Origin of the sequence: Streptomyces panaciradicis (genome assembly GCF_023516615.1) — a bacterium.
Taxonomy (GTDB): Bacteria; Actinomycetota; Actinomycetes; order Streptomycetales; family Streptomycetaceae; genus Streptomyces; species Streptomyces panaciradicis.
The window spans coordinates 1-25551 of the sequence record NZ_JAMGBF010000069.1 but is presented as its reverse complement, the minus strand read 5'-3'; the positions used below and the strand labels follow the sequence as shown (position 1 = coordinate 25551).

General features: G+C 73.0%; 22 protein-coding genes. 14 read left to right on the top strand and 8 right to left on the bottom strand.

The window, feature by feature from the left end; translation table 11 throughout:
- Together M8J74_RS44575 and M8J74_RS23045 are read left to right on the top strand one after the other, a co-directional pair.
- The coding region (locus M8J74_RS44575; RefSeq protein ID WP_283948485.1) for an outer membrane protein assembly factor BamB family protein at positions 1-1258 on the top strand (1258 nt) is incomplete at its 5' end.
- Positions 1259-1393: 135 nt separating this feature from the next.
- Complete coding sequence (locus M8J74_RS23045) at positions 1394-1885, top strand: hypothetical protein (protein WP_249838262.1); 492 nt, start codon at positions 1394-1396, stop codon at positions 1883-1885.
- A 4-nt stretch (positions 1886-1889) separates the two neighbouring features.
- On the opposite strand, the gene M8J74_RS23040 is transcribed toward M8J74_RS23045, so the two are convergent.
- Genes M8J74_RS23040 through M8J74_RS23030 form a run of 3 tightly spaced genes read right to left on the bottom strand, consistent with a single transcriptional unit; the run spans position 1890 to position 4251 of the window.
- Entirely contained in the window at positions 1890-2666 is a 777-nt protein-coding gene (locus M8J74_RS23040) for an enoyl-CoA hydratase/isomerase family protein (protein WP_249838261.1), read from the bottom strand.
- Entirely contained in the window at positions 2663-3079 is a 417-nt protein-coding gene (locus M8J74_RS23035; RefSeq protein ID WP_249838265.1) for a Zn-ribbon domain-containing OB-fold protein, read from the bottom strand. Before M8J74_RS23035 ends, M8J74_RS23040 begins: the two co-directional genes overlap by 4 nt.
- Positions 3080-3102: 23 nt before the next feature.
- The gene (locus M8J74_RS23030; RefSeq protein ID WP_249838260.1) at positions 3103-4251 is read right to left on the bottom strand and encodes a lipid-transfer protein; all 1149 of its coding nucleotides are present in this window, start codon (positions 4249-4251) and stop codon (positions 3103-3105) included.
- A gap of 93 nt (positions 4252-4344) precedes the next feature.
- Here M8J74_RS23030 and M8J74_RS23025 point away from each other — a divergent pair, with 93 nt between their 5' ends.
- Entirely contained in the window at positions 4345-5913 is a 1569-nt protein-coding gene (locus M8J74_RS23025) for a FadD3 family acyl-CoA ligase (RefSeq protein ID WP_249838259.1), read from the top strand.
- 78 nt (positions 5914-5991) lie between these two features.
- On the opposite strand, the gene M8J74_RS23020 is transcribed toward M8J74_RS23025, so the two are convergent.
- Together M8J74_RS23020 and afsR are read right to left on the bottom strand one after the other, a co-directional pair.
- Positions 5992-6165, bottom strand: a complete 174-nt coding sequence (locus M8J74_RS23020; RefSeq protein WP_203237712.1) for a hypothetical protein — start codon at positions 6163-6165, stop codon at positions 5992-5994.
- Positions 6166-6384: 219 nt separating this feature from the next.
- Positions 6385-9342, bottom strand: a complete 2958-nt coding sequence (gene afsR, locus M8J74_RS23015; protein ID WP_249838258.1) for an SARP-family global regulator AfsR — start codon at positions 9340-9342, stop codon at positions 6385-6387.
- A 209-nt stretch (positions 9343-9551) separates the two neighbouring features.
- Between afsR and M8J74_RS23010 the strand changes: the two genes are divergently transcribed.
- The 6 genes from M8J74_RS23010 (at position 9552) to M8J74_RS22985 (ending at position 16982) form a co-directional block, all read left to right on the top strand.
- On the top strand, positions 9552-10778 hold the full coding sequence (locus M8J74_RS23010) for an amidohydrolase family protein (RefSeq protein WP_249838257.1): 1227 nt from the start codon (positions 9552-9554) through the stop codon (positions 10776-10778).
- Complete coding sequence (locus M8J74_RS23005; protein WP_372500246.1) at positions 10775-11698, top strand: TIGR03619 family F420-dependent LLM class oxidoreductase; 924 nt, start codon at positions 10775-10777, stop codon at positions 11696-11698. The genes M8J74_RS23010 and M8J74_RS23005 overlap by 4 nt, the downstream gene beginning before the upstream one ends.
- 12 nt (positions 11699-11710) lie before the next feature.
- The gene (locus tag M8J74_RS23000; RefSeq protein ID WP_249838256.1) at positions 11711-12481 is read left to right on the top strand and encodes an SDR family NAD(P)-dependent oxidoreductase; all 771 of its coding nucleotides are present in this window, start codon (positions 11711-11713) and stop codon (positions 12479-12481) included.
- A 98-nt stretch (positions 12482-12579) separates the two neighbouring features.
- Positions 12580-13698 carry an LLM class flavin-dependent oxidoreductase gene (locus tag M8J74_RS22995; RefSeq protein WP_372500245.1) on the top strand — a complete coding sequence of 373 codons (1119 nt, stop codon included), beginning with the start codon at positions 12580-12582 and terminating at the stop codon, positions 13696-13698.
- A 96-nt stretch (positions 13699-13794) separates the two neighbouring features.
- Entirely contained in the window at positions 13795-15525 is a 1731-nt protein-coding gene (locus tag M8J74_RS22990; RefSeq protein WP_249838255.1) for an N-acyl-D-amino-acid deacylase family protein, read from the top strand.
- Positions 15522-16982, top strand: a complete 1461-nt coding sequence (locus M8J74_RS22985) for an aldehyde dehydrogenase family protein (RefSeq protein WP_249838254.1) — start codon at positions 15522-15524, stop codon at positions 16980-16982. The genes M8J74_RS22990 and M8J74_RS22985 overlap by 4 nt, the downstream gene beginning before the upstream one ends.
- A gap of 2 nt (positions 16983-16984) precedes the next feature.
- On the opposite strand, the gene M8J74_RS22980 is transcribed toward M8J74_RS22985, so the two are convergent.
- Complete coding sequence (locus M8J74_RS22980) at positions 16985-17371, bottom strand: nitroreductase/quinone reductase family protein (RefSeq protein WP_249838253.1); 387 nt, start codon at positions 17369-17371, stop codon at positions 16985-16987.
- A 195-nt stretch (positions 17372-17566) separates the two neighbouring features.
- Between M8J74_RS22980 and M8J74_RS22975 the strand changes: the two genes are divergently transcribed.
- Positions 17567-18118, top strand: a complete 552-nt coding sequence (locus tag M8J74_RS22975) for a DUF1062 domain-containing protein (RefSeq protein ID WP_249838252.1) — start codon at positions 17567-17569, stop codon at positions 18116-18118.
- A gap of 12 nt (positions 18119-18130) precedes the next feature.
- Here M8J74_RS22975 and M8J74_RS22970 read toward each other — a convergent pair whose 3' ends face one another.
- The gene (locus M8J74_RS22970; protein WP_372500244.1) at positions 18131-19594 is read right to left on the bottom strand and encodes a CehA/McbA family metallohydrolase; all 1464 of its coding nucleotides are present in this window, start codon (positions 19592-19594) and stop codon (positions 18131-18133) included.
- Between the two features lie 23 nt (positions 19595-19617).
- Between M8J74_RS22970 and M8J74_RS22965 the strand changes: the two genes are divergently transcribed.
- The 3 genes from M8J74_RS22965 to M8J74_RS22955 all read left to right on the top strand — a co-directional run bounded on the left by M8J74_RS22965 (position 19618) and on the right by M8J74_RS22955 (position 23747).
- Positions 19618-20463 carry an LLM class F420-dependent oxidoreductase gene (locus M8J74_RS22965; RefSeq protein ID WP_249838250.1) on the top strand — a complete coding sequence of 282 codons (846 nt, stop codon included), beginning with the start codon at positions 19618-19620 and terminating at the stop codon, positions 20461-20463.
- Positions 20464-20528: 65 nt separating this feature from the next.
- Positions 20529-23111, top strand: coding sequence for a bifunctional FO biosynthesis protein CofGH (locus tag M8J74_RS22960; protein WP_249838249.1), 2583 nt, complete (start codon positions 20529-20531; stop codon positions 23109-23111).
- A gap of 81 nt (positions 23112-23192) precedes the next feature.
- Positions 23193-23747 carry a hypothetical protein gene (locus tag M8J74_RS22955; protein ID WP_249838248.1) on the top strand — a complete coding sequence of 185 codons (555 nt, stop codon included), beginning with the start codon at positions 23193-23195 and terminating at the stop codon, positions 23745-23747.
- On the opposite strand, the gene M8J74_RS22950 is transcribed toward M8J74_RS22955, so the two are convergent.
- Positions 23740-24279, bottom strand: a complete 540-nt coding sequence (locus M8J74_RS22950; RefSeq protein ID WP_249838247.1) for a DUF2165 domain-containing protein — start codon at positions 24277-24279, stop codon at positions 23740-23742. The two genes, M8J74_RS22955 and M8J74_RS22950, sit on opposite strands and share 8 nt — an antisense overlap.
- Positions 24280-24400: 121 nt before the next feature.
- Here M8J74_RS22950 and M8J74_RS22945 point away from each other — a divergent pair, with 121 nt between their 5' ends.
- On the top strand, positions 24401-25516 hold the full coding sequence (locus M8J74_RS22945) for an ADP-ribosylglycohydrolase family protein (RefSeq protein ID WP_249838246.1): 1116 nt from the start codon (positions 24401-24403) through the stop codon (positions 25514-25516).
- Positions 25517-25551: the final 35 nt, after the last annotated feature.

Sequence of the window (25551 nt, the reverse complement as noted above, 5' to 3'; positions counted from 1 at the left end):
CGCCGTCAAGGCGCCCCCGCCGGAGGCCGCCCTGGCCGCCTCCTGGTCCAAGGCCCGCCCCGGCGTCAACGGCACCGACCCCGCCGTGGGCCCCGCGGTGCCGGCACCCGCGCCCCCGGAGACGGCGGCCGGCTGGCGCCCCTGGCGGTTCCGCATGTCCAACGACGTCTGGGGCACCCCGGCGGTCTCCGGCGACCTCGTGTACGTCACCTCCTTCGAGGTGCACGCCCTGGACGTGGCCACCGGCCGGCGCCGCTTCAAGACCCGGGACGTCGCCTGGTCGATGGCGGTCGCGGACGGCCGTATCCACGCCTCCGACGGGCCCACGCTGTTCGCCCTGGACTGCCGGGAGGGCGCGGACCTGTGGCGGCTGTCCACGGACGCCTGGGTGTACTCCCTGCACGCCGACCGCGGCACGGTCGTCACCGGCACGCGCGGCGGCGGCGTCCAGGCCTGGGAGGCCGCCAACGGGCAGAAGCTGTGGGAGCTCACCGGCGCCCAGACCGACTTCGAGCAGCCCGAGGCCGGGCCCGCCGTCCACGAGGGCACGGTCTACGTCTGGCAGGACGCCCGGCTGCGCGCCCTGGACGCCCGCACGGGTGACGAGCGCTGGTCCTACCCGATCGGCGACGCGGCCTCCTGCGGCGGCGTCCCGGTCCGGGTGACGCCCGCGCCCGACGGCTACGTGTACGTCTCCGCCGGCACCCGCGTGGTGGCCCTCGACATCGCGGGCGGCCACGTCAAATGGCACTTCGAGGCCCCCGCGGTCTTCCTCTCCCCGCCCACCTTCGCGCCCGGCCCGGCGGTCACCGGCGGCGGCGTCTACCTCGCCGACTACCTCGGCACGGTGTACGCCCTCGACGCCGCCGACGGCCGCGACCGCTGGCGCATCGCCACCGAGTCCCGCTCCTCGATCGACCCGGTCCTGGTGGCGGCGGGCCACGTCCACGTCGGCAGCGGCAAGGGGCTCTACACCCTGGACGCGGTCACGGGCACGCCCAAGTGGCGCTTCCAGGCGGGCGGCGACATCGTCGGCGCCCCGGCCGTCGCGGAGGGCCGTATCCACTTCGGCTCGACCGACCACCTGCTGTACACGCTGAAGGCCGACGACGGCCGGCTGCGCTGGAAGCTGGCGACCGGCGGCGAGATCACCGGCTCGCCGGTGGTCCGGGACGGCGTCGTGTACGCGTGCAGCAAGGACCGGTGCGTGTACGCGCTGGACGCGGAGAAGGGCACCGGAACCGCGCGCACCGCGTGAGGTTCCGGTGACGGCCGTCGTACCTGCTGACGGAAAGGGTGTCGGACGGCGGCCGTCACCGACGACGCTACGCCCGGTGCGCGACGGCCGCCACGCGGTGACATGCTCGTGACGGACCGTCGCTAGGCTGGACGTATGAACACACGGGGGCGTGGTCTCAGGTTCGCGGCTGTCATCGGGTTCGTCGTGCTGTCGCTGACGGGCTTCTCGACCGGACGGCACCACGGCATCGGCAAGCACCACAGCAGCGGTGGCGGGTGCAGCAGTTCCTCGCAGGACCACGACACCTCGCGGCACACGACCACCACGACCGGCCGCAGCGGCTCCTACCCGTCGTCCGCCGCGGCCTCGGCGTCGCCCGCGATGGCGGTCCTGGTGAGCTGCGCGAGCGTGAAGCAGCCGTACGCGACGGTCCGGGTCAGCAACCCGAACACCACCGCGGGCACCTTCGACGTCACCGTCACCTTCTTCGACGCCCAGGGCGGCGTCGTCACCACCCAGGTCGACCGGGCGCGGGTGCCGGCGAGCGGGACGGTGACGCTGCGCGAGTACGTCGGCGGCGGTGACGCCCAGGTCTCCCGCGTCGACCACTGCGAGGTACGCGACCTGGCGCCGGCGTCGAGCTGAGGCCCTACCGCGTCCGGAACCCCTTGCCCCGCCCGGCGAACAGCTCCGCCTGCCGTTCGCCCGGCAGGTTGCCGAGCGCGATCAGATGGGGCGCCTGCGCGAACCCCGCGGCGACGGCGCTCTCCCTGGCCGCCCACAGGGCCCGCACGGTTCCCTGGACGCCCTCGGCCGGATACCCGGCGAGCACGGTGGCGCACTCCGTCGCCGCCGCCAACGCCCCGCCGGGAGCGGTGAGTTCGGAGACCAGCCCGATGGCGTGGGCGCGCTCGGCGGAGAGCCGTTCCGCCGTGCCCATGAGCATCATCCGGGCGACCTCCCCGTACGGCATCCGCTGGGCGAGGAGCACCGACTCGTAGGCGCTGACCATGCCGTACGTGGTGTGCGGGTCGAAGAAGGCGGCGGTGGGGTCGGCGACGAGGAAGTCCGCCTCCCCGAGGAGGTAGAAGGCGCCCCCGCAGGCCATGCCGGTCACCGCGGCGATCACCGGCTTCCACAGGTCGTTGGACTTGGGCCCGACGCGCAGCAGCGGATCGTCGGCCATGTAGGGGGAGGAGGGCTGGGGGACCACGGCGTCCCGGTCGAGGCCGGTGCAGAAGGCCCGCTCCCCGGCACCGGTCAGGACCACGGCCCGCACGGAGTCGTCGAACCGCAACTCACGCCACACCTCGCGGAGTTCGTCGCGCATGGTGAGGTCGATGGCGTTGAGGCGGCCGGGCCGGTCGAGGGTGACGACGGCGACCCCGGTGTCCTTGTCGGCGGCCAGTCGCACGGTCGTCGTCATGGGCGCTCCAGGACCCACTGGGGCAGTCCGCCGTCGGTGAAGACGACCTGCACCCGCGCGCCGATCCGGATGCGCTCGGGCGGCACCGAGTCCAGCCGCGCCCCGGCCTCGGCGACCAGGTTGCCGACCAGCCGGACGCGCGGGGCGTCGGAGAGTTCGACGACGATCACGTTGTACGGGGCCTGCTCGGCGTAGGCGGGCAGCAGCGGCGGGTGGGGGAGGACGTAGGACCAGATGCGTCCGTGGCCCTCGGTGCGGCGCCACTCGGCGGCGAAGGACTGGCAGTGCGGGCAGCAGGGGCGCGGCGGGAAGCGCGGTTCGCCGCAGTCGGCGCACGCCTGCACACGCAGTTCGCCCTGGCGGGCGTAGCCCCAGAAGGGGGCGCCGTCGGTGTCGGTGACGGGGCTCAGCATCGCGGGTTCGGAGGGCATGTGCCTCAACTCCTCAGCAGCAGGGCGGAGGTGGGGACCCCCTCGCCGGCGGTGACGAGGCAGGTGGCGGCGTCCGGGACCTGGGCGGTGCCGGTGCCGCGCAGCTGCCGTACGCCTTCGTTGATCAGGTTGAAGCCGTGCACGTAGGCCTCGCTCAGTCCGCCGCCGCCGGTGTTCAGGGGCAGCCGGCCGCCGATCTCCAGCGCGCCCTGCTCGGTGAAGGCCCCGCCCTCGCCGCGCCCGCAGAAGCCGTAGCCCTCCAGGGACAGCGGGATCAGCGCGGTGAACGCGTCGTAGATCTGGGCGACGTCGACGTCCTGGGGGGTGAAGTCGGCGTGCTTCCACAGGTGCCGGGCGGCGGTCCAGGCGGGGCCGGTGAGCGGGTCGTCGTTCCAGTAGTTGACCATGCCGTGGTGCTGGGCGGGCAGGCCCTGGGCGGCGGAGTGGACGTAGACGGGGGTCTGCCGGCAGTCCCGGGCGCGCTCGGCGCTGACGACCACACAGGCCAACGCGCCGTCCGTCTCCAGGCAGTTGTCGAAGAGGCAGAGGGGCTCGCTGATCCAGCGGGAGGTCATGTACATCTCGCGGGTCAGCGGGCGGTCGTACATGACGGCGGCCGGGTTCTGGTTCGCGCGGTTGCGGCAGGCGAGGGCGACGTTGAAGAGGTGGTCGCGGGTCGCGCCGTACTCGTGCATGTAGCGGCGCGTCAGCATGGCGATCTCGTCCGCCGGGCGGAGCAGGCCGAAGGGGCGGGTCCACTGGGCGGGGGTGGGGAGTTGGACGGTGGTGTTGGTCCAGGGGCGCGGCCCGGAGCCCCGCTTGCGCGAGCGCCAGGCGACGCCGACGCTCGCCTGCCCGGTGGCGATCGCGGCGGCGAGGTGGGCGACGGTGGCGCACGAACCGCCGCCGCCGTAGCCGACCTTGCTGAAGAAGGTCAGGTCGCCGAAGCCGACGGCCTTGGCCAGCTCCACCTCGTCCGTCTCCTCCATCGTGTAGGAGGCGACGGCGTCCACCTCGCCGGGCGCGATGCCGGCGTCGTCGAGGGCGGCGAGCACGGCACGGCAGGCCAGCGTCCGCTCGTCCTCGGCCAGCCGCTTGCCGAAGGCGGTCTGCCCTATGCCGACGATCGCGGTGGCGTCCTTGAGTCCGGGCATGTCGGGGCACCTCCGCGTGGGGACAGGGCGGCTGACAGTGCGTCAGGTTACAGCTAATCTGACGGGTAGTCAGCTACGAGGTTGGGGGCTGTTGTGCGCGGTGACGTGGAGTGGGGCAGCATTCCGGGACTCGTCCGGTCGGCGGCCGAACGGTACGCCGACGTCGAGGCGGTGGTGGAGGGCCGCACCCGGATCTCGTACGCCGAACTGGGCGCCCGCGTCGAACGGTCGGCGGCGGCCTGCCTCGCCGCGGGCGTCGAGCCCGGCGACCGGGTCGGGATCTGGGCCCCGAACTCGCTGGACTGGATCGTCGCGGCACTCGGCGCGGTGTCGGCAGGCGCGGTGCTCGTGCCGGTCAACACCCGCTTCAAGGGCACGGAGGCCGTCGAGGTGCTGCGCGGCAGCGGGGCCCGGCTGCTGTTCGTGACCGGCACGTTCCTCGGGACGTCGTACGTGGCCTCGCTGCGGCGGGCGATCGCCGACGGGCCGGGACTGCCCGGCCTGGAGCAGGTGGTGGTGCTCTCCGACGACGCGCCCGCCGACTTCCGCACCTGGAAGGACTTCCTGGCGGGCGGCGACGGGGTCCCGGCAGGAAGGGCGCGGGCGCGCGCGGCGGCGGTCGAGGGCTCCTGGCCGTCGGACATCGTCTTCACGTCCGGCACGACGGGCCGCCCCAAGGGCGCGGTGATCACGCACGCGCAGTCGCTGCGGGCGTACGAGATCTGGTGCGACCTCGCCGGACTGCGGCGGGGCGACCGCTACCTGGTCGTCAACCCCTTCTTCCACACCTTCGGCTACAAGGCCGGCGTCCTGGCCTGTCTGATGCGGGGCGCGACGATGATCCCCCAGCCGGTGTTCGACGTGGACACGGTCCTGGCCAACATCGCGGCCGAACGCGTCTCGGTGCTGCCCGGCCCGCCCACCCTGCACCAGTCGCTGCTCGACCATCCCGCCCGGGACGCGCACGACCTGTCCGCGCTGCGGCTGGTGGTGACGGGCGCGGCGGTGGTGCCGCTGCGGCTGGTGGAGCGGCTGCGCGGGGAACTGGGCGTGGAGACGGTCCTGACGGCGTACGGCCTGTCGGAGGCGAGCGGCATCGTCACGATGTGCCGCCGCGGCGACGACCCCACGGTGATCGCCGCGACGTCGGGCCGGGCGATCCCCGGCACCGAGGTCCGCGTCGAGGCGCCGCCCGGCGAACCCGGCGAGGTCCTGGTCCGCGGCTTCAACGTCATGCGCGGCTACTACCAGGACGCGGCGGCGACGGCGGAAGTGCTCGGCGAGGACGGCTGGTTGCGCACCGGCGACGTGGGCGTCCTGGACGCGGCCGGCAACCTGCGGATCACCGACCGGATCAAGGACATGTTCATCGTCGGCGGCTTCAACGCCTACCCGGCCGAGATAGAGCAACTCCTCGGCCTGCACCCGGACGTGGCGGACGTCGCCGTCGTCGGCGTCCCCGACCCGCGCCTGGGCGAGGTCGGCAAGGCCTACGTGGTGCGCCGGCCGGGGGCCGTGCTGACGGCGGACGACCTGATGGCCTGGTCCCGGCGCGAGATGGCGAACTACAAGGTGCCCAGGGCGGTGGAGTTCGTCCCCCAGCTGCCCCGGAACGCCAGCGGGAAGGTGGTCAAGGGCGAGCTGCGCGGGCGGCGGCCCTGAACCGGCCGGCGGCGGACGCACACCGAGCGCGACGGCTCCCCTCCGGGCCGTCGCGCTCGATCCCCCGTGTGTGCGGTCCTACTTCGTCGGCGTGAACGGCTCCGACGTGGCGTGCATGTCCTTGGTCTCCAGCGGCTCGTCGGTGGCGTGCATGTCGTCCGTCGTCACCGGCTCGTCGGTGGCGTGCATGTCCTGGACGGTCGCCTTGGCGTCCGTGGCGTGCATGTCGGCAGGCTTGAGCTCGTCGCTCATCTTCGTCAACTCCCCTTGGGTCTGTTCGGCTGCGTGGATCGCGAGGCCCGCCCGGTCACTCCCCCGAGGATGACCGGGCGGGCCTGTCCGGGCCGTTCACCCTAATCAGCGGGTGCGGGACCCTCCGCAGTGACCCGTCTGCCCCCCGACGCGACGGATCGACTGAGACGAGGATGGCGCACGGCGATAAACGAATGATGAACGGCCCGACGAGGTCGTTCAGGCCGCCCGTACGGGAGTCAGCAGCGCCCGGACCTCCGCGGCCTCGGGCGAGCCGAGCTCGTCGTAGATGCCGATCGCCTCCTGCCAGCAGACGTGCGCCCGGCCGAGCTGCCCGATGCCGCCGAGGGCGCGGCCGAGGACGGTCAGGACGTTGCCGCGCCGCCACTCGCCGCCGATGCCGCGCAGCACGGTCAGCGCCATCTCGGCGTTGGCGGCGGCCTGCGCGGGCCGCCGGGCGGCGAGGTCGACCTCGGCCAGCCGGAACAGGCTCATGCCCTCCCACAGGCGCTGGCGGCTCTCCCGGAACACCTCCAGGGCCTCCTGAAGCCGATGGCCCGCGGCGTCCAGCTCGCCGCTCTGGGTGAGCGCCAGACCCAGCGCGTACCGGGCGTTCGCGCCCCGCATGGAGTTGCCCATGGCGTCGTACAGTTCGAGGCCCTGCTGCGCCAGCTCGACCGCGCTCGCCGTCCGGCCGGTGGCGAGGTGGATACGGGAGAGGTTGCACAGGGCGCTGGCCTCGCCGGCGCGGTCGCTCAGGGTGCGGAAGTGCTCGATGGCCTGCGAGAGGTGCTCCTCGCCGTCCTCGTGGCGGTTCTGGTAGAGCGCCATGATGCCGCGGGCGTTGCGGGCCCAGCACACGGGCAGCAGGTCGTCCGCCCGCTGCGCGAGGAGCGTGACGCGCTCCGCCTCCTGGTCCGCCAGCTCGAAACGGCCGCTGACGTGGTGGACGTTCACCTGCGTCATCAGGGCGCGCGCCTCGGCCCGGTCGGCGCCGTACCGCCGGGCCGCCTCCAGCAGGGCCTCCGCGGTCACCTCGTACTCCCGGGAGTTGGCACCCGACTCGGACAGGTCGTGCGCGACCCAGAGCAGGTCGACGGCGCGGCTGAGCGTCTCGGGCCGTCCCGCGGCCTGCCGCACGCACGCGAGCAGGCAGATCGCCTCCGCGTAGAGCCAGTCCTGCGCCGCGCGCAGGTCGGTGAACGGCACCCCGGGATACGCCGTCCCCTCCAGGTGGTCCACCAGCCGGTCCCCGGGACGTTCCAGGGCGTACACGCCCGCCGCCGTCGCCAGGTAGAAGTCCAGCAGGCGGGACAGCGCGGCCTCGCGCTCGCTGGGCGGCCACTCGTCGCGTTCGGCGCACGCACGCGCGTAGAGCCGTACGAGGTCGTGGTAGCGGTAGCGGCCGGGCGCCGCCGACTCCAGCAGGGAGGTGTCCACGAGGGACTCCAGCAGGTCCTCCGTCTCCTCCGCCGGGAGGTCGAGGACGGCCGCGGCGGCCGACAGGGAGATGTCCGGGCCGTCCGCGAGGCCGAGCAGCCGGAAGGCGCGGGCCTGGGCCGGCTCCAGCTGGCCGTAGCCGAGTTCGAAGGTGGCCTTGACCGCCAGGTCACCGGCCTGGAGCTCGTCCAGGCGGCGCCGCTCGTCGGCGAGTTTCGCCGCGAGGACGGAGACCGTCCACGTCCTGCGCGCCGCCAGCCGGGACGCGGCGATGCGGATGGCGAGCGGCAGGAAGCCGCAGGCCGCGACCACGTCCAGGGCGGCCTTCCGCTCCGAGGCGACCCGCTCCTCGCCGACGATCTTCGTGAACAGCTGCAGCGCCTCGTCGGGGGACATCACGTCCAGGTCCACCAGGTGGGCGCCCGCGAGGTCCACCATTCGCACCCGTGAGGTCACCAGGGCCGCGCAGCCCTCCGTCCCGGGCAGCAGCGGACGCACCTGGGCCGCGTCCCGGGCGTTGTCCAGCAGGACCAGGACCCGGCGGCCGTCGAGGACCGAGCGGTACAGGGCGGCCCGTTCCTCCAGGGAGTCCGGGATCGCCGTGTCGGGGGTCCCCAGGGCCCGCAGGAAGGAGCCCAGCACGGTCTCCGGTTCGGCGGCCCGCGCCCCGGCGCCCATCAGGTCGACGTACAGCTGGCCGTCGGGGAAGGCCGACCGGGCCTGGTGGGCGACGTGAACCGCGAGCGTCGTCTTGCCGACGCCGCCGATGCCGGCCAGCGCGGAGACGGCCATCACGCGGCCCTCGGCCGAGGACAGGACCTCGCCGAGCTCGCGCACGAAGGCCGCGCGGCCCGTGAAGTCCGGGACGGTGGCGGGGAGCTGGGCGGGACGCACGGGGGCGGCGGCGGGCTCGGCCGGCGGGGCGGAGGGCTCCGCCAGGCCCGGGTCGGCCTCCAGGATGCGCTGCTGCAGCTCGCGCAGGGCCGGGCGGGGGTCGACGCCCAGCTCGTCGGCGAGCAGGCGGCGGGTGTCCGCGTACACCGCGAGGGCCTCCGCCTGCCGGCCGCTGCGGTACAGCGCCAGCATCAGCAGCTCGCGCAGGCGCTCGCGCAGCGGGTGGGCCGCGGTGAGGGCGGTGAGCTCGGAGACGGCCTCCGCGTGACAGCCCTGCTCCAGGTCCATGTCCAGGCGGGATTCGAGGAGTTGCAGCCGCCACTCCTCCAGGCGGACCCGCTGGGCCTCCGCGTACGGGCCGGGCACGCCCGCCAGCGTCTCGCCGTCCCACAGGGCCAGCGCGCGGCCCAGCACCTCGCGGGCGTGGCACAGGTCCCCGGCGCTCCTGGCCTTCTCCGCCTCCATCGCCAGGTCCTGGGCGACCGCCAGGTCCAGGGCGCCCTCGGCGAGGCCGCGGATCGCGTAGCCGCCCGACTCGCTCACCAGCACCCCGGCGTCCAGCACCTTGCGCAGCCGCGAGGCGTACGTGCGCACCGCCGCCAGCGCCTGCGACGGCGGCTCCTCGCCCCACAGGGCGTCGATCAGCTCGGCGGCGGTCGCCGTACGGCCCTCGCGCAGCAGCAGGGCGGCCAGCAGGGCGCGTTGCTGCGGGGAGCCGGTGTTCAACGACGCGTCCCCGCGCCGGGCGCGCACGGGTCCGAGCACGCCGAAGCACAGGGCCGCAGGCTCCGCAGAGGGGCTCGAACGCCTCTGCTCGGGCACCCGCGGTACACGGTCGACCATCGCCGTCCCCCTAGACACAGTGAGCAACCCCGTCAGTCTGCCTTGTCCAGGGCGGATGCGTCAGCTGTGGAGGGGGCGGTCACGGCCGGACGCGCGGTAAGTCACAAGGCCCTCACGCGGCCTTCGCACACTTCCGCACAGACCCGCACGGGAAACAGCCCGCCGACTCGTAGCTGACGGTTCGTCAGATCGGCGCTACCGTGAGCGCCATGGACACCGACCTGACGTTCCCTCAGATCATCTCCGTCGACGACCACACCGTGGAGCCCGCGGACGTCTGGCAGAGCCGTCTGCCGAAGAAGTACCTGGACGTCGGCCCCCGCATCGTCCGCGCCCCGCTCAAGGAGATCTCCTTCCTCGGCGGCCGCTTCCGCCCCGTCATGGGCGCCCCCGGAGACGACGGCCCGCTGGGCGACTGGTGGCTCTACGAGGAGCTCCAGCGCCCCCTGACCCGCCTCGACACGGCCGTGGGCTACTCCCGGGACGAGATAAAACTCGAGGTCATCACCTACGAGCAGATGCGCCCGGGGTCCTACGACGTCCCGCGGCGGCTGGCCGACATGGACGTCAACCACGTCCAGTCCGCCGTCTGCTTCCCGACCTTCCCGCGCTTTTGCGGCCAGACCTTCACCGAGGCCGAGGACCACGAGCTGGCCCTGCTGTGCGTGCGGGCCTACAACGACTGGATGGTGGAGGAGTGGTGCGGCCCGGATGCCCAGGGCCGGCTCGTCCCCCTCACCCTCATCCCGCTCTGGGACGCCGAACTCGCCGCCGCCGAGGTCCGCCGCAACGCCGCCCGCGGGGTCCGCGCGGTCGCCTTCTCCGAGATACCCCCGCACCTGGGCCTGCCCTCCGTGCACTCCGACGACTGGGACCCCTTCCTCGCCGCCTGCGACGAGACCGGCACGGTCGTCGCCATGCACATCGGCTCCAGCAGCCGGATGCCGTCCACCTCCAAGGACGCCCCGCCCGCCGTCGGTTCGACGATCACCTTCGCCAACTGCTGCTTCTCCATGGTCGACTGGCTGATGAGCGGCAAGTTCGAACGCTTCCCGAACCTGAAGGTGATGTACGCCGAGGGCCAGATCGGCTGGATCCCCTACATCCTGGAGCGCGCGGACGTCGTCTGGGAGGAGAACCGCGGCTGGGGCGGCGTCGCCGACAAGGTGCACCGGCCGCCGTCGGAGCTGTTCGCCGAGCACGTCTACGGCTGCTTCTTCGACGACGCCTTCGGGCTGCGCAACCTCGACGCCATCGGCGTCGGCAACGTCCTGTACGAGACCGACTACCCGCACTCCGACTCCACCTGGCCCAAGTCCCGCGAGGTCGGCGAGGCGCAGATGGGCCACCTGGACCCGGCGACCGTGGAGCGGATCGTCCGCGGCAACGCCATCGACCTGCTGGGACTGACCCCCGAGGGGCTCTGGCGACCGTGACCGCCCTGTCGTACGGCATCCAGCTGCCCGTGCAGTCGCAGAGCACGATGTACGCCGAGCCCTGGGAGGCCGCCGCCGGCCCCGAGGACCTGCTCGCCGTCGCCCGGGCCGCGGACCGCGCGGGCTTCGACTACATCGCCTCCTGCGACCACGTGGCCATCCCGCGCCGGCTCGCCCCCGCGATGAGCACGGTCTGGTACGACCCCGTCGCCACCCTCGCCTTCCTGGCGGCGGCGACCGAACGCGTCCGGCTGCTGAGCCATGTGGCGATCGTGGGGCTGCGGCACCCCCTGCTCACCGCCAAGCAGTACGCCACCCTCGACCACCTCAGCGCGGGCCGCCTGATCCTCGGGGTCGGGGCCGGTCATGTGCGCGAGGAGTTCGAGGTGCTGGGCGTGGACTTCGAGCGGCGCGGGGCGGTCCTGGACGAGACGATCGACGCCCTGCGCGCCGCCCTCGGCGCCGAGGAGTTCCCCGAACACCACGGCAAGCGCCACGACTTCGAGGGCCTGGGCCAGCGGCCCCGCCCGGCCCAGGACCGCGTCCCCCTCTGGGTCGGCGGTTCGTCGCCCGCCGCCGTGCGCCGGGCCGCGCTCAGGGGGGACGGCTGGCTGCCGCAGGGCGACCCGCGCGAGCGCCTGCCCGAGCAGATCGCCCGGCTCGGGCGGCTGCGCGCCGAGGCCGGCATCGAGGAGCCGCTGACCGTCGGCGCCATCACCGAGCCCCTGTACGTCGGCACACCCGCCTGGGACGTCGGCCGCCGCACCCTGACCGGCCCCCCGGACCGGCTCGCCGAGTCCCTGCGCGCCTACGGCGCGATGGGCGTGCACCAGATCCAGGTGCGGTTCCGCTGCCGCAGCCGCGGCGAACTCACCGACCAGATGGCGGCCTTCGGCGCCGACGTCGCACCCGACCTGTAGAGGAGTTGTGGCATGGGCAAGCTGGACGGACGCGTCGTGCTCGTCACCGGCGCGGCGCGCGGACAGGGCGAGCAGGAGGCCCGCCTGTTCCGGGCGGAGGGGGCCGAGGTCGTCGTCGCCGACGTCCTCGACGACCAGGGCGAGGCGCTCGCGCGGGAGATCGGCGGCCGGTACGTCCACCTCGACGTCGGCGAGGAGGAGCAGTGGCGGGCGGCCGTCAGCACGGTCAAGGACGCCCACGGCCGGATCGACGGCCTGGTCAACAACGCCGGCATCCTGCGCTTCAACTCCCTGGTCGACACGCCTCTCGACGAGTTCATGCAGGTCGTCCGGGTCAACCAGGTCGGCTGCTTCCTCGGCATCAGAACGGTGGCGCCGGTGATGGAGGACGGCGGCACGATCGTCAACACCGCCTCCTACACGGCCGTCACCGGCATGGCCGCCGTCGGCACCTACGCCGCCACCAAGCACGCCATCCTCGGCCTCACCCGGGTCGCGGCACTGGAGCTCGCCCACCGCGGCATCCGCGTCAACGCCATGTGCCCCGGCGCCATCGACACCGCGATGTCCAACCCGGCCCAGCTGGACCCGACGGCCGACGCGGAGGAGACCGGCCGGGCGCTGGACGAGCTGTACCGCAAACTCGTGCCGCTCGGGCGGATCGGCAAGCCGGCCGAGGTGGCGCGGCTGGCGCTGTTCCTGACGTGCGAGGACTCCTCGTACATCACCGGCCAGCCCTTCGTGATCGACGGCGGGTGGCTGGCCGGCGTCAACCTCATCTGACGGGTCATCAGCTCTTGACCCTCCCGGCCGGTGGTGCGACAGTCATCCAAAACTGACGGAGCGTCAGAAAACTCCAGAACCGGGGACGGTGAACCTCCGTGGAATTCGGGCTCTTTGTACAGGGGTATGTGGGCAAGCGCGGCGAGACCGATCCGCTCGCGGAGCACAAGGCGCTGATGGAGGAGACCGAGTACGTCATCCAGGCGGACAAGTCGGGCTTCAAGTACGCGTGGGCGTCCGAGCACCACTTCCTGGAGGAGTACTCCCACCTCTCCGCCAACGACGTGTTCCTCGGCTACCTGGCGCACGCCACCGACCGCATCCACCTCGGATCCGGCATCTTCAACCCGCTCGCGCAGGTCAACCACCCGGTGAAGGTCGCCGAGAAGGTCGCGATGCTCGACCACCTCACCGAGAACCGCTTCGAGTTCGGCAGCGGGCGGGGTGCCGGCTCGCACGAGATCCTCGGATTCATCCCCGGTGTGACCGACATGAACTACACCAAGGAGATCTGGGAAGAGACCATCGCCGAGTTCCCCAAGATGTGGCTCCAGGACGAGTACGCCGGCTTCCAGGGCAAGTTCTGGCAGCTGCCGCCGCGCAAGGTCCTGCCCAAGCCGTACGGCAAGTCGCACCCCGCCATGTGGTACGCCGCCGGGTCGCCGCCGTCGTACGCGATGGCCGCGAAGAAGGGGCTCGGCGTGCTGGGCTTCAGCATCCAGAAGGTCTCCGACATGGAGTGGGTGCTGGAGCAGTACAAGACGGCGATCGTGAACGCCGAACCGGTGGGCGACTTCGTCAACGACAACGTGATGGTGACGACCACGGCCATCTGCGCGCCCACGCACGACGAGGCGATCGACATCGCCGTGCACGGCGGACTGCATTACCTGCCCTCGCTGGTGTTCCGCTACCACGACACCTTCCCCCGCCCCGAGGGGTTCCCGGAGTGGCCGGAGACGCTGCCCGAGTACACGCCGGAGTTCGTGGAGGTGCTCATCGAGGAGGAGCTGCTGATCTGCGGCGACCCCGAGGAGGTGCTCACGCAGTGCAAGCGGTGGGAGCAGGCCGGGGCGGACCAGCTGAGCTTCGGCCTGCCGGTGGGGGTGCCGAAGGAGGAGACGCTGCAGACGATCCGGCTGATCGGGGAGCACGTGATTCCGAAGATCGACACGGATCCCGTGCATCGGACCTCGCGGTTCCGCCAGGGGGCTTGAGCGCGCGTTGCCGGGTGCGGGTGGGTTGTGGCTGGTCGCGCAGTTCCCCGCGCCCCTTCAGGTGGGACATGTGCCCGCGCATGAGAAGGGAGCCCCATGCTTGATCACCTCATCAAGGGCGCGACCGTCGTCGACGGAACCGGTGCGCCCGCCCGGGTCGCCGACGTCGGCATACGCGACGGCCGTATCGCCGTCATCGGCAAAGTCACCGAGGAGGCCCGCACCACCGAGGACGCCTCCGGGCTCGTGCTCGCGCCCGGGTTCGTCGATCCGCATACGCACTACGACGCCCAGCTGTTCTGGGACCCGTACGCGACGCCGTCGCTGAACCACGGGGTGACGACCGTCGCGGCCGGGAACTGCGGGTTCACGCTCGCGCCGCTCAACCCCGCCCGCCCCGAGGACGCCGACTACACGCGCCGGATGATGTCCAAGGTCGAGGGCATGTCGCTGACCGCGCTGGAGGAGGGGGCGCCCTGGAGCTGGAACGCGTTCGGGGAGTACCTGGACGCGCTCGAAGGGCGGATCGCCGTCAACGCCGGGTTCATGGTCGGGCACTGCGCGCTGCGCCGGTACGTCATGGGGCCGGACGCCATCGGCGGACAGCCCGACGAGGAGCAACTGGACGCGATCGTAAGGCTGTTGCACGAGGCCATGGACGCCGGCGCCTGGGGCTTCTCCACCACCCAGTCCCGCACGCACTCCGACGGCGACGGACAGCCGGTCGCCTCCCGGCACGCGCTGCCCGCCGAGCTGCTGGCCCTGTCGCGGGCCGTCGGCGAGCACGAGGGCACCCAGATCGAGGCGATCGTCGCCGGCTGCCTCGACCAGTTCAGCGACGCCGAGATCGAGCTGTTCGCGGAGATGAGCGCGGCGGCCGGACGGCCCCTGAACTGGAACGTCCTCACCATCGACGCGGCCGTCCCCGAACGGGTGCCACGGCAGCTGCAGGCCAGTGAGCAGGCGCGCAAGGCGGGCGGCCGGGTCGTCGCCCTCACCATGCCGATCCTCACCCCGATGAACATGTCCCTGGGCACCTTCTGCGCCCTCAACCTCATCCCCGGCTGGGGCCCCGTCCTCGCCCTGCCCGTCCCCGAGCGCATCGCCCGGCTGCGGGACCCGGAGGTACGGGCCGAGATGCTCCGCGGCGCCGGCTCCAAGGAGGCCGGTGTCCTGCGGCGGCTGACCAACTTCGGCCGGTACGTCATCGGGGACACCTACAGCGAGGCGAACCGGGGACTGAGCGGGCGGGTGGTCGGCGACATCGCCCGGGAGCGCGGCCAGGACCCCTTCCACTGCATGGTGGAGATCTGCGCCGCCGACGAACTGCGCACCGTCCTGTGGCCGATGCCCACCGACAACGACCCCGCCTCCTGGGCGCTGCGCGCGGAGACCTGGCAGCACGAGGACGTGCTGCTGGGCGGGTCCGACGCGGGCGCGCATCTGGACCGGATGTGCGGGGCGCCGTACACCACCCGCTTCCTCGGCGACTGCCTGCGCCGGCGCAAGCTGGTCGGCCTGGAGCAGGCGGTGAAGATGCTGACCGACGATCCGGCGCGGCTGTTCGGCCTGCGCGAGCGGGGCCGGGTCCAGGAGGGTTTCCATGCCGACCTGGTGCTCTTCGACCCGGAGCGGATCGACGCGGGCCAGGCCACCCTGGTGCACGACCTGCCGGGTGACAGCCCGCGGCTGGACGCCAAGGCGATCGGCGTGCGGGCCGTCTGGGTCAACGGGGTCGAGGTGATCCGGGACGACGCGGTCAGCGGCGCCGTACCGGGCACGGTCCTGCGCTCCGGGCGGGACACGCGGACGGTGAGCACCCGGTGAGCGAGGCGGGCGACGGGCAGCGGCTGTTCGTCGGGGGCGAGTGGGCCGAGCCGGACGGCGGCCACTACGCCGTCGTCGACCCGGCGACCGAGGAGACCGTCGGGTGGGCCCCGGAGGCCTCGCGGGATCAGGTGCGCGCGGCCTGCGCCGCGGCCCGCGAGGCCCTCGGGCCGTGGTCGAGGACGGCGCCGGAGGAGCGGGCGGCGGTGCTGGGCCGGGCGGCCGGCGTCATCGCGGCCCACTTCGCGCCGTACGCCGAACTCGCCCGGGCCGAGACGGGCGCGACCACGGGGACCGCGCGGGCGATGCAGGTCGGGGTGGGCATGGCCCGCTTCCGGCGGTACGCGCGCGTGGAACCCGCCGAGTGGGCGATCCCGCCGCAGATCAACGACGCCGGGCCGATGGGGAGAGCCGGGGTGATGGGGGCGCTGGCGGTACGGCAGCCGGTGGGTGTCGTGGCGTGCATCACCTCGTACAACAACCCGTGGGCGAACCCCGCCGGCAAGATCGCTCCCGCGCTCGCCATGGGCAACACGGTGGTCGTCAAGCCCGCCCCGCAGGACCCGCTGTCGGTCTACCGGATGGCGGAGGCGCTTGAGGAGGCCGGAGTTCCGCGGGGGGTCGTCAACGTGGTCTCCGGCCGGTCGGTGGAGGTCGGCGAGGCGGCGGTGGAGTCGGCCGACGTCGACATGGTCAGCTTCACCGGGTCGACGGCGGTGGGACGGCGGATCGGCGAGGTGTGCGGCCGCTCCATGAAACGGCAGCTCATGGAGCTGGGCGGCAAGGGCGCGGCCCTCGTCTTCGACGACGCCGACGTGGGCTCGGCGGCGGCCGGGATCGGGACCACCTTCTCCTTCTACAGCGGCCAGATCTGCACGGCGCCGACGCGGGTGCTGGCGCAGCGGGGGATCTACGACCGTCTCGTGGACCAACTGGCCTCCTACGCAAGCCGGTTGAAGGTGGGCGACCCGAGGGAGCCGGACACGGTGGTCGGTCCGGTGATCTCCGCCGCCCACCGGGAGCGCGTGGAGTCGTACGCCGAACTGGGCCGCAAGGAGGGCGCGGTGGTGGTGGCGGGCGGTGAACGGCCGCCGTACGACCGGGGGTTCTACGTGGCCCCGACCCTGCTCGCCGACTGCACCAACGACATGCGCGTGGCCCGGGAGGAGATCTTCGGGCCGGTGGTCGTGGTGATCCCGTTCGACGACGAGGACGAGGGCGTCGCCCTCGCCGACGACAGCGACTACGGGCTCATCGACTACGTGTGGTCGGGCGACGTCGCCCGCGCCTTCCGGGTGGCCCGGCGGCTGCGGGCCGGCGGGGTCGGCGTCAACACCGTCGGCCGCAACATGGAGGCCCCCTTCGGCGGCTTCCGGCACAGCGGGGTCGGACGCGACTGCGGTTCGTACGCGCTGCACGCCTACAGCGAGGTGCAGTCGATCGTGTGGCCCGGCTGACCTCAGTCGTCCAGGTCCACCCGCACCGTCAGCAGCCCGGACCCCACCGCCCGCACCGCGGCACTGTTCATCCGGGGCAGGCCGCGCAGCCGGGCGACGGGGTCGTCGTCGGGCAGGAGGTGGGCCGTGCCGGTGTGCCAGCGGCCGCGCAGCCGCACCCGCACCCGGGGGTCGGCCTTGATGTTGCGCACGTACTGCGACCGCTCCCCGAACTCCGACACCAGCCAGAAGGAGCCCCCGGTCCTCCGCCCGCCGACCGGCGTACGGCGGGGGAGGCCGGAGGTGCGGCCGGTCGTCTCCAGGAGGGTGTGGGTGGGCAGACGGCGCGTCACGCGGTTCAGGACCCGCTGGAAGGCCGTGACGACGCGGTACTTGGTCTCACTGTCCATGGGTCGACTCCACCACGAAAACCGATGGAACGGCGCCGTGATGCGCCGCTACCGTGCTGCCGGACCGAGTCGTCTGCCGAAGGGCGTGCCGTTGTACACCGTGTGAGACCTCCCGAGAGCTGATTCGTCGCGCGTCGCGCCTGTGCGCCGCGCCCCTTTCTGCTGCAGGTATCTCACTGGAACCGGTGTACTTCTGTGCTCACCAACTGGGTGGTCGCACCCACCCGCCTGCCCCTTGTCCTGCGCCGTTGCCACACGTGCCCGTCCGGGACCTTCCGGCCGAACGGCAAGTTCCGTGTCAACGCCCACCACAAACTCATCGACGCCTGGCTCCTCGCGCTCTGCACCACCTGCGGGGACACCGCGAAGTTCACGGTCCTGGAGCGGGCGCGGGTGCGCTCGGTGCAGCCCGCACTGCTGGACCGCATGCACGACAACGACTCCGCTCTGGCCGCCGAGGTGCTCGCCGACCCGCTCGTGCTGCGCCGCAACCGCGTCGCGCTCGACTGGGCCGGCGCCTGGCGTCTCGACACGAGCGGACCGGATCACGACCCGGACGGCGAGGCGGTCGACGTCTCGGTCCGCTTCGCGGCGCCGATCCCCCTCCGGCCGGTGCGGCTGATCGCCGAGGGCTGCGGTCTGTCACGGGCCGAGGTCGAGCGGTTGATCGACGGAGGGAAGGTCGTCTCGGCGGCCCGCCTGAACGGCAGGCTCTCCACCGACTTCACCTTCCTGCTCAAACGCTGAACCGGCCGCGCGTCATCTGCTCAGGAAGACGGGGTTGGTGAAGGCGGCCATCGCTCCCGGAAGGGGTCCGGCCGCCGTCTCGTGGCGCAGTTCCGCGCGGACGTAGGCCGCGTGTGCCGCGGTCGTCCGCCATTCCACCGAGCCGGAGCCCGTCACCGGCAGCGGGTCACCGACGAGGACCGTGCCCTCGTCGGTGACCAGGCGGATCGTGCAGCGAGGGGCGCCTGCGGCCGCGGCGCGGACCGTGACGGGAGTGCCGGCGCCGACCGCCAACCGCCCCCCGATCCCCGCGTGTTCACCGCTCGCGACCGTCGCCGTCAACGACAGGGACACGTCCTTGGACTCGGCCACGTACGAACGCCCCGCCCGGATGCCCTCCAGGATCGCCTCCCGCGTCAAGTCGTCGGCGAGGACGACCGTCTGCGGCAGCCCGACCGCATCCGGATCCCGGTGCGCGTCGCTGCTGCCCATCGCCGGGAGCCAGCCACGCTCCTCCCGCGCCGACGCCACGAGCCCTCCGTCCCACTCCACCAGCGTCACCTCGTCGTCCGGCGTCCACGGGCCGTTCCACACCTCGACCGCGTCCGCCTCCCCGTACCCGAACTTCCAGGCGCACCCGATGCAGGGGGCATGCGGATGCGCCGGGACGACCAGCCCGCCGGCCCGCCGGATCAGAGCGGCCACATGCCCGAACCGGCCGTCCCGGGCCCGGTACCGCCAGTCCACGAACGTGCCCGGATCGGTGCCGAGCGCCACCACGTGACCGTTGCGCGTCGTCACCTCCTCGCCGAGCAGGACCAGCAGGTCCTCGCCCGCCTCCGCGGCCCAATGGGCGTGCGCGGCATGGGTGTTGTGGTCGGAGGAGTTGACGAAGTCCAGGCCCGCGGCCCGCGCGAGCGCCGCGATCTCCGCCGGGGTGCGGCGGCCGTCGGAGTACCGGGAGTGCAGGTGGCAGTCGCCGCGGTACCAGGCCCGCCCCCGGCCCGCGGCCCGCTCCGGCGGGTACACCGGCCGGGCGGCGGGGCCGGGGGCGCCGTACTCGAACGCCACCGTGATCTCGTACGACAGACCCTGCGGCGCCACCGTGTACGGGCCGAGCGCCACATGCCAGGTGCCCTCCCGCACCGGTCCCGGCACATATCCCGGTGTCGCGTCGTCCGCGCGGACGAAGAACTCCGTGCGGGCCCCGCCCGACCAGCCCCGGAAGCCCTCCCCGCCCGCCCGCGTGCCGCGCTCGTCGAAGAGGCCGATGTCCAGGGCGTTGCCGGGGGTGCCGGGCGGCACGGCGGGTCTGTCGTAGGAGTAGGAGACCCGCAGCTCGCGGACACCGGGCGGGACGTCGAAGGGCACGTACACGTAGTCCGGTGCCCCCGGGGCCAGGGTGCCGCGCAACGTCGTCACCTCGTCACCGTAGACCCGCCCCGGGGCGCGGGGAACCCGGTGCCGAATGCCGACCGGTCGGTGTGTACATCGCATGCGGTACCCGGTATGGATGACCCATGCGCATCGCCGTCACGATCTTCCTCACCGACGAGACCATCACCCCCGTCCGGCTCGCGCGTGAGCTGGAGCGGCGCGGGTTCGCGGGCCTGTACCTGCCCGAGCACACCCACATCCCCGTCGAGCGGGCGACCCCGTACCCGGCGGGCGGCGACCTGCCGCCCGAGTACGGCCGGACCCTCGACCCCTTCGTCGCCCTCGGCCAGGTCGCCGCCGTGACCGAGCGGCTCGGCCTCGGCACCGGCATCACCCTGGTCGCCCAGCACGACCCGATCGCCCTCGCCAAGCAGATCGCCACCCTCGACCACCTCTCCGGCGGCCGCTTTACCCTCGGCCTCGGCTTCGGCTGGAACGTCGAGGAGGCCGCCGACCACGGCGTGGAGTGGCGGACCCGGCGCGAGCTGGTGCGCGACCGGATGGCGCTGATGCGGGCCCTGTGGACGGACGAACCGACCGCCTACGAGGGGGAGTTCGGGAGCGTACGGGCCTCCTCCGCGTACCCCAAGCCGGTGCAGAAACCGCGCGGTCCGGTCGTCGGCCCGCGCACCCTCGTCGGCGGCGCCGCGGGCCCCAAGCTCTTCTCCCACATCGTGGAGTACGCCGACGGCTGGATGCCCATCGGCGGACGCGGCCTGACCGAGTCGCTGCCGGTGCTGCGCGCCGCCTGGGCCGACGCGGGCCGCGATCCCAAGACCCTGCAGATCGTCCCGTACGCCGTCTTCCCCAGCCCCGGCAAGCTCGCCCACTACGCCGACCTGGGCATCGAGGAGGTCGTGGTCCAGCTGCCGCCGGCACAGGAGGCGGAGGTCCTCCGCGTCCTGGACGGGTACGCCGAGTTCCTGTGAGGGGGCGCCACCAGCCGGAACGCACCCGCAACCGACAACGCAGACCTCGAACGTATGCTCAAGAAATGACGACTTCCGCGACCGGAACCGGCCCCACCGAGAACTCCCTGCGTCGCGCCCTCAAACGGGCCCGGGACGGCGTCAGCCTGGACGTCACGGAGGCGGCCGTCCTCCTCCAGGCACGCGGCGAGGCCCTGACCGACCTCGCCGCCTCCGCCGCCCGGGTCCGGGACGCCGGACTCGAACAGGCCGGGCGCCCCGGCGTCATCACGTACTCGAAGAGCGTCTTCATCCCCCTGACCCGGCTGTGCCGGGACAAGTGCCACTACTGCACCTTCGTCACCGTCCCCGGCAAGCTGCGCCGCGCCGGGCACGGGATGTTCATGTCGCCGGACGAGGTCCTCGACATCGCCCGCAAGGGCGCCGCCCTCGGCTGCAAGGAAGCCCTCATCACCCTCGGCGACAAGCCCGAGGACCGCTGGCCGGAGGCCCGCGAGTGGCTGGACGCGCACGGCTACGACGACACCATCGCCTACGTCCGCGCCATCTCGGTGCGCATCCTGGAGGAGACGGGGCTGCTGCCCCACCTCAACCCCGGCGTCATGTCCTGGACCGACTTCCAGCGGCTCAAGCCCGTCGCCCCGTCCATGGGGATGATGCTGGAGACCACCGCCACCCGCCTGTGGTCCGAGCCCGGCGGCCCCCACCACGGCTCCCCGGACAAGGAACCCGCCGTACGGCTGCGCGTCCTGGAGGACGCCGGGCGGTCCTCCGTCCCCTTCACCTCCGGGCTGCTGATCGGCATCGGCGAGACGTACGAGGAGCGGGCCGAGTCCCTCTTCGCGCTCCGCAAGGTCTCCCGCGCCTACCACGGCATCCAGGAACTGATCATCCAGAACTTCCGCGCCAAGCCGGACACCGCGATGCGCGGCATGCCGGACGCCGAGCTGGACGAACTGGTCGCGACCGTCGCCGTCGCCCGGCACATCATGGGCCCCGGCGCCTGCCTGCAGGCCCCGCCCAATCTCGTCGAGGGCGAGTACGAGCGGCTCATCGGGGCGGGCATCGACGACTGGGGCGGGGTGTCCCCGCTGACCATCGACCACGTCAACCCCGAACGCCCCTGGCCGCAGATCGAGGAACTCACCGAGCGCTCCCGCGCCGCCGGCTTCGAGCTGCGCGAACGGCTGTGCGTGTACCCGGAGTTCGTCACCCGCGGCGAGCCCTGGCTGGACCCGCGGCTGCGCCCGCACGTGCGCGCCCTGGCCGACCCGGAGACCGGGCTGGCCCTGACGGACGCGGTGGTCGAGGGCCGCCCCTGGCAGGAGCCCGAGGAGGCCTTCACCGCCTCCGGCCGCACCGACCTGCACACCTCCATCGACACCGAGGGCCGTACCGGCGACCGGCGCGAGGACTTCGACGAGGTCTACGGCGACTGGGCGGAGCTGCGCGAGGCGGCCGCGCCCGGCATGGCGCCCGAGCGCATCGACACCGACGTGCGCTCCGCGCTCGCGACCGCCGCCGACGACCCGACGAAACTCACCGACGACGAGGCCCTCGCCCTGCTGCACGCGGACGGCCCCGCGCTGGACGCCCTGACCCGGATCGCCGACGACGTGCGCAGGGCGGCGGTCGGCGACGACGTGACGTACATCGTCACCCGCAACATCAACTTCACCAACGTCTGCTACACCGGCTGCCGGTTCTGCGCCTTCGCGCAGCGCCGCACGGACGCCGACGCCTACACCCTCTCCCTGGAGCAGGTCGCCGACCGCGCCCGGCAGGCGTGGGACGTGGGCGCGGTCGAGGTGTGCATGCAGGGCGGCATCCACCCCGACCTGCCGGGGACCGCGTACTTCGACATCGCGCGCGCGGTGAAGGAGCGGGTGCCGGGCATGCACGTGCACGCCTTCTCGCCCATGGAGGTCGTCAACGGCGCCACCCGCACCGGCCTGTCGATCCGGGAGTGGCTGACCGCGGCGAAGGAGGCCGGCCTGGACACCATTCCCGGCACGGCGGCCGAGATCCTCGACGACGAGGTCCGCTGGATCCTCACCAAGGGCAAGCTGCCCGCCGCGACCTGGATCGAGGTGATCGAGACCGCCCACGAACTGGGCATCCGGTCGTCGTCGACCATGATGTACGGGCACGTCGACCAGCCCCGGCACTGGCTCGGCCACCTGCGCACGCTCGCCGGCATCCAGCAACGCACCGGCGGCTTCACGGAGTTCGTGACGCTCCCCTTCATCCACACCAACGCCCCGGTGTACCTGGCGGGGATCGCCCGGCCCGGCCCGTCGGTCCGCGACAACCGGGCGGTGACCGCGATGGCCCGGCTGCTGCTGCACCCGTACATCCCGAACATCCAGACCAGCTGGGTCAAGCTCGGCACGGAGGGCGCGGCGGAGATGCTGCGCTCGGGCGCCAACGACCTGGGCGGCACGCTGATGGAGGAGACGATCTCCCGGATGGCCGGGTCCTCCTACGGCTCGTACAAGTCGGTCAAGGACCTGATCGCGGTGGCCGGGGCGGCCGGGCGGCCGGCGAAGCCCCGGACGACGCTGTACGGCGAGGTGCCCGAGGAGCGGCAGCGGGCGGCGGCGGCCTCGGACGGGCACCTGCCGGAGCTGCTGCCGGTGCTGGACTGACCCGGGGGAGCACCACAGTACGATGATCGGACCCCTGTTCCGACGGGTGTCAGGGGTCCTGTAACCGAGGAGTTGCGTGCCGTGCCAGCCCCCAAGGTCTGGGTGACCGGTCTGACGGTAGGAGCCATCGCCGCCGTCGCCGTCCTGGCCGTGCAGGCCGACAAGGGACCGAGGCCCCCTGCGGTCGCCTCCAAGCCGCACGCGTCGGCGTCGGCGGGCGCGCAGCCCCACGCCACGAAGACGAAGTCGCCGGCCGCGGTGCCGGGCGGCTCCGGCACCGGCCGCCGGATCGTCTACTCGCTCGGCCGCAAGACGGTGTGGCTGGTCGACGCGAGCGACGCGGCGCGCCGCACCTTCGCCGTGTGGCCGGGGACGGTCGCACCCGCCCCCGGCGCCTACACGGTCGGCACCCGCACCGAGGGCCCGATCACCGGCTCGGACGGTGTGAAGATCGAGCACATCGTGTACTTCTCGGTCAGCTCCGGGGTCAACATCGCCTTCTCCAACGCGGTCGACGGGACGTCCCCGCCGCCCGCGTCCGGCACCCGCACCGGCGGTATCCGGATGAAGGCGGCGGACGGGACGGCGCTGTGGACCTTCGCGACGGCCGGCACGAAGGTCGCGGTCGTCAAGTAGTGGCGTCCTCGCGCCGGTTGTCGCTGAACAGCACGACGAGCAGCGTGATCCCGGCGAAGACGAACACCCGCAGGGCGGCGTCCAGGCCGTTCCAGGTCTTCGACTGCCACATGGAGAACCACTCGCCGCCGACGGCGATGAACCCGGCGCCGAACAGCAGGAGCAGCATCAGCAGGCCATAGGTGGAGACGCTGCGGGCGCGGGCGTGGTCCCGGCGGGCCCACAGCCAGGTCGCGTAGATCAGGACGAGCGCGGCGACCGTCTCCCAGACGATGATCGCGACGTAGGCGGCGTTCTGCAGGCCCTTGCTCGTGATGGCCCGCCACATCAGGTCGTCGTCCTTGAACGTGGTGTCCATGGCCAGGACGTGCTGCACGAAGGCCTGGTTGGTCCCGAAGTCGGTGATGTTGCCGAAGGCGACGAGCGCGATGTAGAGGGCGACGCTCGCCGTCAGGAGCGCGGCCGTCAGGGTGAGGGCGCGGGCGTGGGGGGTGGTGACCGTGGTCGAGGCGGTCGTTGTGTTGGTGGACATGACAGCCATCTTTCCCCGGCGTGATCGGTCCGTGCACCGGATTGCCCCCTGAACCGACCGTCCCCGTTCGATTACAGTGCTGAACTGTCGTATGTCGGGCGGGGGCCTCGGGGAGGTTCTGGTGGGTGGGACAGCCGGGGCCGTCTGGGGCCGCGCGGAACAGCAGGACTTCCGCAGCCGGGTGCGGGGCACGCTGCTCGGATCCGCCGTGGGAGACGCGCTGGGAGCGCCGGTCGACGGGCTGGACCTGGAGGGCATACACGAGGGGTACGGGCCCGAGGGGCTCGGCGATCTCGATGTCGCCTACGGCAGACGCGGAGCCGTCACCCACCTCACCCAGCTCACCCTGTTCAGCGTGGACGGGCTGATACGCGCCCAGGTCCGGCGGGACACCGGCGCCTGGCATCCGCCGACCGACCTGCACCGCGCCTATCTGCGGTGGGCCGCCACCCAGCGCGACTGGGGGCCCGACGAACGGCGCAAGGACGACGGCTGGCTTGCCCGCGAGGAGTGGCTGTACGCCCGGCGCGACCCGGCCCGCTCGCTGCTGATCGGCTTCGGCGACGAGAACATGGGCACCCTCGACGCCCCCAAGAACCCGGCCGAGGTCGGGCCGGAGGCGGTGGCCCGCTCCGCGCCCTTCGGACTCCTCGTCGGCTGGGAGCCGCAGCTCGTCGCCCAGCTCGCGGTGGAGTGCGCGGCGCAGACCCACGGGCACCCGATGGCCTACCTGTCGGCGGGGGCGTACGCCGTCGTCGTGCACGGGCTGGCCCGCGGCGAGACCCTCGACGCGGCCGTCCAGCAGGCCCTCGCCCTGCTCGGCGCCCGCCCCGGCCACGAGTCGGTGTCCGCCGCGCTGCAGCACGCACTCGGTGCCGTACGGCAGGGCATGCCGACGCCCGCCCGGGTCGCCGAGCTCGCCGGGGACCGTACGGCGGAGGGGACGCTGGCCGCCGCCGTGTACTGCGCGCTGGTCGGCGAGGACGTCCGGCACGGCCTGTGCCTCGCCGTGAACCAGGACGGCCCGTCGGGGGCGACGGCCTCGCTGACCGGCGGCCTGCTGGGCGCCCTGCACGGCGAGACGGCCCTGCCGCCCGCCTGGCTTGCCGAGCTGGAGGGCCGCCCCACCATCCTGGAACTGGCCGACGACTTCGCCATGGAGATGACCCAGGGCCCCGCCCTCCACGGCCCGGCAGGCGCCTCCCCGGGCTGGCTGGCCCGCTACCCGCGGGCCTGAGCCCGCCTGGACCGTCGGCCGGCCACGCCAGGCCT